Annotated in this window: 11 protein-coding genes; 8 read left to right on the top strand and 3 right to left on the bottom strand. The window is 65.7% G+C overall.

Features of this window, described 5'->3' with window-relative positions:
- Position 1 precedes the first annotated feature (1 nt).
- Together gatA and gatC are read right to left on the bottom strand one after the other, a co-directional pair.
- Positions 2–1,453: an Asp-tRNA(Asn)/Glu-tRNA(Gln) amidotransferase subunit GatA gene (gene gatA, locus H6X51_RS16440; protein WP_185268555.1), complete on the bottom strand. Its 1,452-nt coding sequence runs from the start codon at positions 1,451–1,453 to the stop codon at positions 2–4.
- A gap of 21 nt (positions 1,454–1,474) precedes the next feature.
- Positions 1,475–1,762: an Asp-tRNA(Asn)/Glu-tRNA(Gln) amidotransferase subunit GatC gene (gene gatC / locus H6X51_RS16435; RefSeq protein ID WP_185268554.1), complete on the bottom strand. Its 288-nt coding sequence runs from the start codon at positions 1,760–1,762 to the stop codon at positions 1,475–1,477.
- Positions 1,763–2,022: 260 nt separating this feature from the next.
- Between gatC and mreB the strand changes: the two genes are divergently transcribed.
- The 8 genes from mreB to tldD all read left to right on the top strand — a co-directional run bounded on the left by mreB (position 2,023) and on the right by tldD (position 12,866).
- A complete protein-coding gene (gene mreB, locus H6X51_RS16430; RefSeq protein WP_185268553.1) occupies positions 2,023–3,060 on the top strand; it encodes a rod shape-determining protein MreB in 1,038 nt (345 codons plus the stop codon).
- A 92-nt stretch (positions 3,061–3,152) separates the two neighbouring features.
- Entirely contained in the window at positions 3,153–4,088 is a 936-nt protein-coding gene (mreC, locus tag H6X51_RS16425; RefSeq protein ID WP_185268595.1) for a rod shape-determining protein MreC, read from the top strand.
- On the top strand, positions 4,078–4,551 hold the full coding sequence (mreD, locus tag H6X51_RS16420) for a rod shape-determining protein MreD (RefSeq protein ID WP_185268552.1): 474 nt from the start codon (positions 4,078–4,080) through the stop codon (positions 4,549–4,551). The genes mreC and mreD overlap by 11 nt, the downstream gene beginning before the upstream one ends.
- Positions 4,541–5,131 carry a Maf family protein gene (locus tag H6X51_RS16415; protein WP_185268551.1) on the top strand — a complete coding sequence of 197 codons (591 nt, stop codon included), beginning with the start codon at positions 4,541–4,543 and terminating at the stop codon, positions 5,129–5,131. The genes mreD and H6X51_RS16415 overlap by 11 nt, the downstream gene beginning before the upstream one ends.
- A gap of 55 nt (positions 5,132–5,186) precedes the next feature.
- The gene (gene rng, locus H6X51_RS16410) at positions 5,187–6,644 is read left to right on the top strand and encodes a ribonuclease G (RefSeq protein ID WP_185268550.1); all 1,458 of its coding nucleotides are present in this window, start codon (positions 5,187–5,189) and stop codon (positions 6,642–6,644) included.
- A 61-nt stretch (positions 6,645–6,705) separates the two neighbouring features.
- The gene (locus tag H6X51_RS16405) at positions 6,706–10,566 is read left to right on the top strand and encodes a YhdP family protein (protein ID WP_185268549.1); all 3,861 of its coding nucleotides are present in this window, start codon (positions 6,706–6,708) and stop codon (positions 10,564–10,566) included.
- Position 10,567: 1 nt separating this feature from the next.
- Entirely contained in the window at positions 10,568–11,416 is an 849-nt protein-coding gene (locus H6X51_RS16400; RefSeq protein ID WP_185268548.1) for a carbon-nitrogen hydrolase family protein, read from the top strand.
- A gap of 4 nt (positions 11,417–11,420) precedes the next feature.
- Entirely contained in the window at positions 11,421–12,866 is a 1,446-nt protein-coding gene (tldD, locus tag H6X51_RS16395; RefSeq protein WP_185268547.1) for a metalloprotease TldD, read from the top strand.
- Positions 12,867–12,921: 55 nt separating this feature from the next.
- Here the strand turns inward: tldD and H6X51_RS16390 are convergent, their stop codons facing one another.
- Positions 12,922–13,212 carry a GIY-YIG nuclease family protein gene (locus H6X51_RS16390; RefSeq protein WP_185268546.1) on the bottom strand — a complete coding sequence of 97 codons (291 nt, stop codon included), beginning with the start codon at positions 13,210–13,212 and terminating at the stop codon, positions 12,922–12,924.
- Between the last annotated feature and the right edge of the window lie 218 nt (positions 13,213–13,430).

The raw sequence follows: 13,430 nt of genomic DNA, 5'->3' as shown, positions 1-13,430 counted from the left end.
CTCAAAACCCATCAGGCGTGCGGGTGTGCCAGTCGGTGTGCTGCTGGTACTGGTGAGCAATGTTCAGCAGCCGCGGCTCGCTGAAGTACGGGCCGAGCAGTTGCATGCCGATCGGCAGGTCACCGGCGAAGCCGGCCGGCAGGGCGATGCCCGGCACCCCGGCGAGGTTGGCGGTGATGGTATAGATGTCGGTCAGGTACAGGCTGACCGGATCGTCGATCTTCTCGCCGATGCGGAACGCCGGGGTCGGCGAGGTCGGGCAGAGGATAACGTCGACCTGCTCGTAGGCGGCCATGAAGTCGTTCTTGATCAGCCGGCGGATCTTCTGTGCCTGCAGGTAGTAGGCATCGTAGTAACCGGCGGACAGCGCGTAGGCGCCGACCATGATGCGGCGCTTGACCTCGTCACCGAAGCCCTCGGCGCGTGAGCGCAGGTACAGGTCGGTCAGGTCCGCCGGATTGTCGCAGCGATAGCCGAAGCGCACCCCGTCGAAGCGCGACAGGTTGGAGGAGGCCTCAGCCGAGGCGATCACGTAATAGGCTGGAATCGCCAGGTCGGCGTTGGGCAGGCTGATGTCCTTGACCTCGGCGCCGAGTGCCTGGAACTGCTTGACCGCGGCGGCGATCGCATCGGCGGTGGTGCTGTCCAGGCCGCTGGCGAAATACTCCTTCGGCAGGCCGATGCGCACACCGGCCAGCGGCTGGTTCAGCTCGGCGCTGTAGTCCGGTACCGGCTGGTCGACACTGGTGGAGTCCTTGTCATCGAAACCGGCCATGGCCTGCAGCAGCAATGCGCAGTCCTCGGCGGTGCGGGCCATCGGGCCAGCCTGGTCGAGGCTGGAGGCATAGGCGATCATGCCCCAGCGCGATACCCGGCCATAGGTCGGCTTGAGGCCGGTCAGGGCATTGAAACCCGACGGCTGGCGGATCGAGCCACCGGTATCGGTGCCGGTGGCCGCGGCGCACAGCCGGGCCGCCACGGCGGCGGCCGAACCGCCGGAGGAGCCGCCGGGGATATGTTCGAGGTTCCACGGGTTGCGTACCGGGCCGTAGAAGCTGGATTCGTTGGACGAGCCCATGGCGAACTCGTCCATGTTGGTCTTGCCCAGGGTCACGCTGCCGGCATCAATGAAGCGTTGGGTGACGGTCGACTCATAGGGCGCGATGAAGTTGTCGAGCATCTTCGAGCCGCAGCTGGTGCGCACGCCCCGGGTGCAGAACAGGTCCTTGTGCGCCAGCGGGATACCGGTCAGCGGACCGGCGCTGCCGTCGGCCAGGCGTGCATCGGCGGCGCGGGCCTGCTCCAGGGCCAGCTCCGGGGTGACGGTGATGAAGCTGTTGAGCGTGCCATCAAGCTGGTCGATGCGCTTGAGGTAGTGCTCGGTCAGCTCGACGCTGGAGATCGCCTTGCTGCGCAGGGCCTGGGACAAACCGGCCAGGGTTTTCTCATGCATGTCTAATAATCTCGTATCAAATTACTCGATGACCCGCGGAACCAGATAAAGACCCTGTTCGGTGGCTGGTGCGATGGCCTGCAGCGCCTCGCGCTGGTTGCTTTCGGTGACCACGTCGGCGCGCAGGCGCTGGGTGGTTTCCAGGGGGTGGGCAAGCGGCTCGACGCCGCTGGTGTCGACAGCCTGCATGGTGTCGATCAGGCCCATGATGCTGGACAGTTTGGCCGTGGTGGCGGGAATGTCCTCATCCTGGATGCCAATGCGCGCCAGATGGGCGAGTTGTTCCACGTCTGAGCGGTCTAGGGCCATGTGTATTCTCCATGAAGCCGGACGATCCGGGTTGGATGCTGGGTAATTCCGGGAAAAGGGACGAATTTACCACATCCGCGCCTTGCCCAAAAACCCCGCCATTGTTAGAGTTGCGACACTTCGGGAAGTACCGATCAGTTGCCTGTGTTCGAGTCGTTCCGCCGCTCTTCATCCTGTGTGTCAGTGGCCATTTGCCAGGCGACCAGCTTATCAGTGTTTCTTTACAATCAACCCATGTGCCCTCGGGGTGTATTCAACGCATGTTCAAAAAAATTCGTGGCATGTTTTCCAGTGACCTGTCCATCGACCTGGGAACCGCCAATACTCTGATTTATGTTCGCGAGCGGGGCATTGTACTGGATGAACCGTCCGTAGTTGCCATTCGCACCCACGGCAACCAGAAGAGCGTGGTGGCGGTGGGCACCGAGGCCAAGCGCATGCTCGGCCGTACCCCCGGCAACATTCAGGCGATCCGGCCGATGAAGGATGGCGTCATCGCTGACTTCAGCGTGTGCGAGAAGATGCTGCAGTACTTCATCAACAAGGTGCATGAGAACAGCTTTATCCAGCCCAGCCCGCGGGTGCTGATCTGCGTGCCGTGCAAGTCCACCCAGGTCGAGCGCCGCGCCATCCGCGAGTCGGCACTGGGCGCCGGTGCCCGTGAAGTATACCTGATCGAGGAGCCGATGGCCGCGGCCATCGGTGCCGGCCTGCCGGTGGAAGAGGCGCATGGCTCGATGGTCGTGGATATCGGCGGTGGCACCACCGAGATCGCGCTGATCTCGCTCAACGGCGTGGTCTATGCCGAGTCGGTACGGGTTGGCGGCGACCGTTTCGACGAGGCCATCATCACCTATGTGCGGCGCAACTATGGCAGCCTGATCGGCGAGTCCACCGCCGAGCGCATCAAGCAGGAAATCGGCGTGGCCTTCCCCGGTGGCGAAGTGCTGGAAGTCGACGTGCGCGGGCGCAACCTGGCCGAGGGCGTGCCACGGGCCTTCACGCTGAACTCCAACGAAGTGCTGGAGGCGCTGCAGGAGTCGCTGCAGACCATAGTCCAGGCAGTCAAGAGCGCGCTGGAGCAGTCGCCGCCGGAGCTGGCCTCGGACATCGCCGAGCGTGGCCTGATCCTCACCGGCGGCGGCGCGCTGCTGCGTGATCTGGACAAGCTGCTGGCCCAGGAAACCGGTCTGCCGGTGATCGTTGCCGAGGAGCCGCTGACCTGCGTGGCCCGTGGCGGTGGCCGGGCGCTGGAGATGATGGACCAGCACGCCATGGATCTGCTGTCCACCGAGTGATCGCTGGCGGGCAGCCCGGCGTGCTGCAGGCCGGGGCTGTCGCCACGGTCTGATCCTGCTGTCGCAAGGAGCCCATCATCAAACCGCTTTTCATCAAGGGGCCGTCGCTCGGGGTCCGCTTTCTGGCGCTGACGGTACTGTCGATCGTACTGATGGTGGTGGACGCCCGTTTCGCCGCCCTCAAGCCCCTGCGCTCGCAGTTGGGCATGCTGCTGACGCCACTGTATTACGTTGCCGAGTTGCCGGTGCGCGCCTGGGATACTGTCTATCTGCAGCTGACCAGTCGCGCCGACCTGATCGCCGAGAACGAGGGCCTGCGCGCCGAGGCGCTGCTGACCAAGCGCAAGCTGCAGAAACTGGCGGCATTGACCGAGCAGAACGTGCGCCTGCGCGAGTTGCTCAATTCCTCCGAACTGCTGGACGAACGGGTACTGGTCGCCGAGTTGATCGGTATCGATCCCAATGCCTTTACCCAGCGTATCCTGATCAACCGTGGCGAGCGCGACGGGGTGTTTCTCGGCCAGCCGGTGCTGGATGCCACCGGACTCATGGGCCAGGTGATCGAGGTGCTGCCGTTCAGTGCCCGGGTGCTGCTGATTACCGATGTGTCCCACAGCCTGCCGGTACAGATCAACCGCAATGGCCTGCGCGCGATCGCCACCGGCACCGGCAGCAGCGACTGGCTGGAATTGCGACATGTCAGCGATACCGCCGATATCCGTGTCGACGATATCGTGGTCAGTTCCGGCCTGGGCCAGCGCTTCCCGGCCGGCTATCCGGTGGGCCGCGTCACCCATGTCAATCGCGACTCCTCGCAGCCGTTCGCCGAGGTGCGCGTCGCCCCCACCGCGCAGCTCAACCGCAGCCGCTACCTGCTGCTGGTGTTCAGCCCCGAGAGTGGCTACGGTGATGTGTTGCCGGCGCTGAGCCTGGAGGCGGATGAGGAACCGCTGTCGGACGAGACGGCTGCCGTGCCCGATGCCGCTCCGGCGGCGCCGGCTGAAGAGGAGCAGGGCGATGCGCAGTAGCCTGATCGTGGGACTGACCTTCCTCGCGGCACTGGTACTCAGCGTGGTGCCCATGCCCGCGCCTTTCGATGCCGGCCGGCCGATGTGGCTGGCGATGGTGGTGGCCTACTGGGTGATGGCGCTGCCGCACCGTGTCGGCCTGCTCACCGCCTGGGTGGCCGGGCTGGCCACCGATGTGCTGTTCGGCGAGCTGTTCGGCCAGAACGCCCTGGTGCTGGTGCTGGTGGCCTGGCTGGTATTGCTGCTGTACCAGCGTATCCGTCGTTTTCCGCTGTGGCAGCAGAGTCTGGTGATGCTGCCGGTACTGGGTATCGCGCAGATGGTCGCGCTGTGGCTGAGCAGTCTCGCCGGCAACCGCCCGCCAACCCTGCTGTACCTGTTGCCGGCGGTGATCAGTGCGTTGCTCTGGCCGTGGGTATTCTCGGTGTTGCGCGGTATACGGCGGCGCTTCCATGTGCTCTGAACAGACGCTGTACCTGGCCTCGGCGTCGCCACGCCGGCGCGAGCTGCTGGAGCAGATCGGCGTGCCGCTGCAGGTCGTATCCTGCGCGGTGGACGAGCAGGTGCTGGCCGGCGAGGCGGCCATGGACTATGTGCAGCGGGTGACCCGCGACAAAGTACGCGCCGGCGTGGAGCAGGCGCCGGCCGGCGCTGTGGTGCTGGCCGCCGATACCGCGGTGGTGCTGGATGGACGCATTCTTGGCAAGCCGGTCGACCGCGAGCAGGGCCTGGCCATGCTGCGCGCCCTGTCCGCTCGGGAGCACAGCGTGATTACCGTTGTCGCCGTGGCCAGGGGCCGCGATGTGCGGCTGCGCCCGGTGGTCACCCAGGTACGTTTCCGGGCGCTGAGCGAGGCCGAGATCAGCGCCTACTGGGATACCGGTGAGCCGGCGGACAAGGCTGGAGGCTACGGTATCCAGGGCCTGGGCGCGGTATTCGTCGCGCACATCGCCGGCAGCTACAGCGCGGTGGTGGGGCTGCCGCTGATGGAAACCGCCGAGCTGCTCGCCGAATTCGCCATGGCCTGCTGGCAGCCGCGCTGACAGGAGGCCGGCAGACCGGTATTCTGACGGTCTACACAAGGGGAACGAGGGCTCCATGAGCGAAGAAATCCTGATCAACATCACGCCAATGGAGACCCGGGTCGCGCTGGTGGAAAACGGCATGCTCCAGGAAGTGCACATCGAACGCACCCTGCGCCGGGGCATCGTCGGCAATATCTACAAGGGCAAGGTGGTGCGGGTACTGCCCGGCATGCAGGCGGCCTTCGTCGATATCGGCCTAGAGCGGGCGGCGTTCATCCATGCCTCGGAAATCTCCGAACGTGAAGGCGCGGCGGTCGAGCCGATCAGCGCCCTGGTGCACGAAGGCAAGGCACTGGTGGTGCAGGTGACCAAGGACCCGATCGGCACCAAGGGCGCACGCCTGACCACCCACCTGTCGGTACCGTCGCGCTATCTGGTGTACATGCCGCGCACCCCGCATGTGGGGATTTCCCTGAAGATCGAGGATGAGGCCGAGCGCGAGCGTCTGCGCGACATCGTGGCCCGCTGCGTCGAGCAGGAAGGTATCGAGGAACGCGGTGGCTTCATCCTGCGCACCGCCGCCGAGGCCGCCCGGGAAGAGGACATCCTGGTGGATATCCGCTATGTGCGGCGCCTGTGGCAGCAGATATCCCAGCAGATGAATACCGCACCGGCGCCCTCGGTGATCTATGAGGACCTGCCGCTGGCGCTGCGTACCCTGCGCGACCTGGCCAACCCGCGGATCGAGAAGATCCGCATCGACTCGCGGGAGACCTTCCAGAAGGTCGAGCAGTTCGTCCAGGAGCTGATGCCCGGGGTCGAGGACATGCTCGAACACTATCCGGGCGAGCGCCCGGTGTTCGACCTGTACGGCATCGAGGATGAGATCCAGAAGGCCATGGAGCGCAAGGTGATGCTCAAGTCCGGCGGCTACCTGGTGATCGACCAGACCGAGGCGATGACCACCATCGACGTCAACACTGGTGCCTTCGTCGGCCATCGCAACCTGGAAGAGACCATCTTCAAGACCAATCTGGAGGCGGCCACCTCGATTGCCCGGCAACTGCGCCTGCGCAACCTGGGCGGCATCATCATCATCGACTTCATCGATATGGAAGACGAGGAGCATCGCCGCCAGGTGCTGCGTACGCTGGAACGCCAGCTGGAACGTGACCACGCCAAGAGCAATATCATCGGCATTACCGAACTGGGGCTGGTGCAGATGACCCGCAAGCGCACCCGCGAGAGCCTCGAACAGATTCTCTGCGAGCCCTGCCCGTGCTGCTCGGGGCGCGGTATCCAGAAGACCGCCGAGAGCGTGTGCTATGAGATTTTTCGTGAGATCCTGCGTGAAGCTCGGGCCTATCAGGCCGGCGGCTACATGGTGCTGGCCTCACAGGCGGTGATCGACCGGCTGCTCGACGAGGAGTCGGGCAACGTCGCCGACCTGGAAATGTTCATTGAACGGCCGATCAAATTCCAGGTAGAAACCATGTACACCCAGGAACAGTACGATGTGGTGCTGATGTAGCAGTGCCTCGCCCGCAGTGGGCGATGGCGTGGTTCAACCGATCCGGAGTGACTGACCTTCCATGAGCTGGCAACGCTGGTTGCGGCGTTTTCTCGATGGCCTGATCCTGCTGTTGGTGGGCTGGCTGCTGCTGGCGGCGGCGTACGTCAGTCTCGGGCGCCAGTTCGTGCCGGCGGTGGCCGACTACCAGGCCGAGCTGGTCGCCTGGGTCGAGCGTGAGACCGGGCGCGCCATCGAGTTGCAGGGCCTGCAGGGCGAGATGCAGGGCGCACAGCCGGTACTGACGCTGCGCGGTCTGCGGGTGCACGAGGCGGCCGAGCGCGACAGCCCGGTATTGCTCGATCTGCAGCATGTCACCGCCCGCATCGACGTATTCTCCAGCCTGTGGCACCGCCAGCCAGTGATGGACGCGCTGCAACTGGAAGGCCTGGCGCTGGAAGTCATCGAGGATGCCGACGGCGACTGGCGGCTCAGCGGTCTGGGCCAGAGCAGCCCCGAGGTCAACGGCCTGGACCGTGCCCTGCAGCGGCTGTTCGAGCAACGACGTATCACTCTGCTGGATACCAGCATCCGCATCAGCCCCTGGGCGCAGCCCGATTGGGTATTTACCGAGGGTGACCTGACCCTGCTGAACCGTGGCCAGTGGCATCGGCTGGACGCGCGCATGCGTCTGCCGGATGAGCAGATGGTCAGCCTGCAGCTGGAGGGCTCGCTGCCCGACCGGGACTGGCGCCAGGCCGAGATGCAGTTTTTCGCCGACCTGCCGGCCAGCGACTGGAGCCATTGGCTGCCCGCGGAACTGCTGCAGCGGGCCCGCATCCAGCATGTGGTGGCCGGGGGGCAACTGTGGGGGCACTGGCAGCAGACCCGCCTGCAGCAGCTCAACGGACAGCTGACCGCACCGGTGGTCGAGCTTGATCTGCCGCGCGAGGCGCCGGCAATACAGGACCTGCAGCTACAGTTCGAGCTGCAGCTCGAAGACGATCAGCAGCGCCTGGATATCGAGCAACTGAGCCTGAGTGTGGGTGAGGATGGCTGGCCGGCGACCCGTCTGCAGCTGACCCGCAGCCCCGCTGATGGTCAATGGCAGGCGCGCGCTGACCAGTTGCCGCTGGCGCTGCTCGGCGCCTGGCTGCCGGGTGCGCTGCCGGATGAACAGGCGGCTGAGGTCCTCACCGTGCTGGCGCCGCAGGGTACGCTGCGCGATGTGCTGGTGCAGGGCGGCAGCCTGGCCGGGTTCGCCGACTGGTCCCTGCAGGCACGCCTGGATCGGGTTGCGGTCGAGGCCTGGGACGGGGTGCCGGCCTTCGCCGGCATCAGTGGGATGGTCTCGGGCACGCCCAGTGCCGGCGAGCTGCGGGTCGACACCCATGACTGGAGCATGCACCTGCCCAAGCTGTTCCCCAATCGCTGGCATTACGATGCGCTGGTCGGTGCGATGAGCTGGAGCTGGTCCGAGCAGCAGGGGCTGCGGCTGGCGGTGCCGGGCGCGGCGGTCAGCAGCAGTGAAGGCGTCGGCGCGGCGACCCTGCAGTTGCACGTGCCGCCGCCGGGCGGCACGCCGACCATGGATCTGCGAGTGGCACTGCGTGACAGCCGCGCCGAGTATCACGGCAACTACCTGCCCACCTTGTCTCCAGCGATGGAGCCGGCCCTGACCGAATGGCTGCAGGAGTCTCAGCTCAGCGGCGCGGTACCGCTGGCGATCTTTGCCTACCAGGGTTCGCTGCTCAAGGCGGCCACCAGCGAGGAGCGTCTGATCAGCCTGTATGGACGGCTGGAGCAGGGCAGCCTGAACTTCCAGCCGGGTTGGCCAGCGCTGGACCAGGTCAGCGGCTCGCTGTATCTGCACAATGCCGATCTGGATATCAACCAGGCGCAGGCCCGGCTGCTGCAGATGCAACTGGATGACACCCGAGTGACCCTCGGGCGCCTGGCCGATGACAGGCTGGAACTGCAGATCGGCGGCCGCTTCAGCGGCCCGCTGGGCGACGGCCTGCAGTTGCTGCAGGACACCCCCTTGACCCAGCTGACCGGCGACCCACTGCATGGCTGGAGTGGTAGCGGTGACCTGCAGGGCGCGCTGCAGCTGGGCATACCTCTGGGTGGCGGGCATCAACCCAGGGTCCAGTTGCAGTTGCAGGCGCACGCCGAGCGGCTGGACATACCACTGCTGCAGGCGCCGCTGCGTGACCTCGATGGCCTGCTGCGCTACGAACATGGCACGGGGCTGACCAGCGAGGCGATCACCCTGCGTTTTCTTGAACAGCCGGTCAAGGCCAGCATCGACCTGCAGGGTGATAACCAGCGGCTGCGCCTGAGTGGCACGCATGGCATCGACAACCTGCGCAGCTGGCCGCTGCTGGCGGCGCTGCCGCCGCGGCTGGCGCAGGGCAGCGCCAGCTGGAATGCCGAACTGCTGCTGGGCGACGACCTGCGCCGCCTGCTGGTGCAAAGTGACCTGCGTGGCATTCAGCTCGATCTGCCCGGCCCGCTGGCCAAGGCCACCGATGCCAGTCTGCCCAGCCGCCTGCAGCTGGATATGGGTGAGCCCTCACGTTGGCAGTTCCAGCTCGGCGACGACCTGCGCGGCCTGTTGCTGGAGCGTGGCGGTGAGCTGTCCGGTGATATCCGCTATCGCCGGGGCCTGGCCCAGCCGTCCGCTACCCGGGGCATCGATGTCAGTGCCCGTTTCGATGAGTTCGACTGGCAACAGTGGCAGCAGTGGTTCGCCTCCGGCGTGCTGTCGAGCGAGACCTTGACCGGGGCGTCCGGTCCGCCCGGCTCTGGGCAGCAGGCGCCGCTGCAGTCGTTGAACCAGGTGCAGGTGCAGGCCGGGCACTTTACCGGCTTCGGTCTGGACCTGCGCGACCTGAGCGTCACCGCGCGGCCGGACGCCGCCGGCTGGGAGCTGATCTCCGAGCACCCTGATCTGCTGGGCCGCATCCATCTGCCGAGCGCCGATGACGCGCCCATCAGCCTGGATCTGCAGCGCCTGGGCTTTGCCCGCAGCAGCGAGCTGCCCAGCGACAGCGACGGGCTGATCGAACCGCTGGTGCCGGAAGATCCGCTGCGCGGCATCGACCCGACCAGCGTGCCGGCCATGCAGGTGAATATCGAACAGCTGTACTGGGGTGAGGACCTGGTCGGCGCCACACGCTTCGAGCTGCAGCCGGATGCCGCCGGGCTGGATATCCGCGATATCGACCTGGCGCTGCGCGGTGGCCTGCAGTTGAGCGGGGGCATGCACTGGAGTGCCGAGCGTACCCGCTTCGATGGCAGCCTGGCGGCCGGTGACATCGGCCGGGTGCTGAGTGCCTGGCGCTATGCGCCAACGGTGACCAGCAAGTCCTTCCAGGCGCAGGTCGGCCTGGACTGGCCCGGCTCGCCGGCCTGGTTTGCACTCAAGCGCAGCTCCGGCTCGCTGGCGGTGCAGGCCGAGGATGGCATGCTGCAGAGTGGTGAAAGCGGTGCCGAGGCGCTGCGCGTGTTCGGTCTGCTGAACTTCAACGCCCTGACCCGGCGCCTGCGGCTGGACTTCTCCGACCTGTTCGGCAAGGGCACCGCCTATGATACCTTCAGTGGTGAGGTGGCCATGACCAACGGCCTGATGCAGACCATGACACCGCTGGTGATGGACGGGCCGAGTGCCAAGCTGCAGCTCGACGGCACCCTGGACCTGCCCGCCGACCGGGTCGACATGGGCCTGCTGGTGACCCTGCCGGTGACCAACAATCTGCCGCTGGCGGCGATCATCGCCGGCGCGCCGCACATTGGCGGGGTGCTGTTCCTGGTCGACCGGATTCTCGGAGACCGGGTCGCACGCTTCGCCTCGGTCAAGTACCGCATCAGCGGCGACTGGAAGCAGCCGTCGGTCGACTTCGACCGGGCATTCGATGACAAAGCCGCGCTGGAGGATTGACATGTCGCAGGTTGCCGCCATACAGATGATCAGTGGTGCGGAGGTACAGGCCAACCTGGACACTGCCGCCCGTCTGATCGCCGAGGCAGCGCAGCAGGGCGCGCAGCTGGCGCTGCTGCCGGAATGCTTCGCCGCCTTCGGCAATCGGGCATTGCAGCAGATCGCCGCCGCCGAATACGACGGCAGCGGGCCGATCCGCCGGTTTCTCGCCGAGCAGGCCCGCCAGCACGGCATCTGGCTGGTGGCGGGCAGCATCCCGCTGCCGGCCGTGGCCGGCGGCAAGGCCATGGCCTGCTGCCTGGTGCTGGACGCGCAGGGCAACGAAGTGGCGCGCTATGACAAGCTGCACCTGTTCGATGTCGAGGTGGCGGACAACCAGCGCAGCTACCGCGAGTCGAAGGACTACGGCTATGGCGATCGGGTGGTCTGTATCGATACCCCGGTGGGCCGGCTGGGCCTGAGTATCTGTTACGATGTACGCTTTGCCGAACTGTACCAGGCGCTGCGCCGCGCTGGCGCCGAGCTGATCGTGGTGCCCTCGGCGTTTACCGCGGTGACCGGCGCCGCCCATTGGGAAGTGCTGCTGCGCGCCCGGGCGATCGAGACTCAGTGTTACCTGCTGGCCGCCAATCAGGGCGGCACGCATGCCAACGGTCGCGACACCTTCGGCCACAGCTGCCTGATCGATCCGTGGGGCGAGATCACCGCCTGTCTGCCGCAGGGCGAAGGCGTGATCGCCGGCGAGATCGACCTGCAGCACCTGAATACCATTCGCGGACGCATGCCGGTTGCCGCGCATCGCCGCTTCGAGCCGGTGGACAGCATTGTCCCGGCTACCAGGGAGTCTTGAATATATGAGTAATCTGCTGACCCAGGTCGAAGGCCGCTTGCTGCTGCCGGCCGAACTGAGCCCCGACAGCATCGCCAGTGTGCTGGGCCAACTGGTCTCGGCACCCGGCGTGGACGCGGCGGACCTGTATTTCCAGCATCAGGTCAGTGAGTCCTGGGTGCTGGAGGACGGCATCGTCAAGGACGGCAGTTTCAATGTCGACCATGGTGTCGGTGTGCGCGCCCAGTCCGGTGAGAAGACCGGTTTCGCCTACAGCAACGACCTGCGCCTGAACGCGCTGAACCAGGCCGCCGGCGCCGCCCGCTCGATCGCCCGCAGCGGCAGCAATGGCGCGGTGCAGGCCTGGCAGCGCAGCGGCAATACCCCGCTGTACGGCGCGGACAATCCGCTGGACAGCCTGGCCCAGGCCGACAAGGTGGACTTTCTGCAGCGCCTGGATGCCTACACCCGCAGTCTCGACCCGCGCATCACCCAGGTCTCGGTCAGTCTCGGCGGCGTGCACGATACCGTGCTGGTGGCCGCCAGCGACGGCACCTGGGCCGGCGACATCCGCCCGCTGGTGCGGCTCAACGTCAGCGTCATCATCGAGCACAACGGTCGCCGCGAGCGTGGCAGCTTCGGTGGTGGCGGGCGCACCGACTACCGCTTCTTCGAGGCCGAGGAACGTGCCATGGCCTACGCCCGCGAAGCGGTACGCCAGGCCACGGTGAACCTGGAGGCGATTCCCGCGCCCGCCGGCAGCATGCCGGTGGTGATGGGGCCGGGCTGGTCGGGTGTGCTGTTGCATGAAGCGGTCGGCCACGGCCTGGAGGGCGACTTCAACCGCAAGGGCAGCTCGGCCTACAGCGGCCGGGTCGGCGAGAAGGTCGCCTCCAGCCTGTGCACCATCGTCGATGACGGCACCCTGCCGGGGCGCCGTGGCTCGCTGAGCGTGGATGACGAGGGCAACCCGACCAACTGCACCATGCTGATCGAGAACGGCATCCTCAAGGGCTATATCCAGGACAAGCTCAACGCCCGGTTGATGGGCGTGGCACCGACCGGCAACGGCCGGCGCGAATCCTACGCCCATCTGCCGATGCCGCGCATGACCAATACCTACATGCTGGCCGGCGAAAGCGATCCAGAAGACATCATCAGATCGGTGAGCAAGGGCATCTACTGCGCCAACCTCGGCGGTGGCCAGGTGGATATCACCAGCGGCAAGTTCGTGTTCTCGACCAGCGAGGCCTACCTGATCGAGGACGGCAAGATCACCGCCCCGGTGAAGGGCGCCACCCTGATCGGCAACGGCCCCGAGGTGATGAACCGGGTATCCATGGTCGGCCACGACCTGCAACTGGACAGCGGCGTGGGTACCTGCGGCAAGGACGGGCAGTCGGTGCCGGTCGGGGTGGGCCAGCCGACGTTGAAGATCGACCAGATTACCGTGGGTGGTACCGGGGCATGACAGGCTCGCCAACGGCATGGCACCGGTGACGCGGGCGAGCCATTGGCTGGAGGTATCACGCCAGTGCTGGGTACAGATCATGCCAGTCGGGATTATGGTGCATGATCAATGCGATCTTTTTTTGCCTGCTGCCGGCCTTCAGCTGCTTTTCCCGTCGAATCGCAGCTTCCATCGAGTCATGGGGTTCGAACCACACCAGACGGTCAACCCCATATCGCGAGGTGAAACCGGGGAGCAGCTTCTCCCGGTGTTGCCATATTCGCCCCGGCAGGTTTGATGTAACCCCGACATACAGCGTTCCGTTCTTCTTGCTCGCCAGAATATAAACGCAAGGCATTCTGTTCATGGGCTTCGGGTCTTTCGAGAAGGAAAGCAGAAACTAGCCTGTCGCAGCAGGGGAATGCCGGAATCACTTCACAAATATGGAACAGGGTGCTTAATCAGAGCAGTATTCTGTGTGTTGGTGCCTCTGGATTGCCGTGCCCTTCGGGCTCAATGAAAGGGACTCCTCCCCTCCCGATGCCTCATTGGGCAGAATTGGTAGTTAGCGAAAAAACCAATAGG

The organism is Halopseudomonas xiamenensis, assembly GCF_014219065.1.
In the GTDB taxonomy this organism is placed as follows: Bacteria; Pseudomonadota; Gammaproteobacteria; order Pseudomonadales; family Pseudomonadaceae; genus Halopseudomonas; species Halopseudomonas xiamenensis.
The sequence above is the reverse complement of the archived record's forward strand: the minus strand, read 5'-3'. Positions and strand labels throughout refer to the sequence as shown.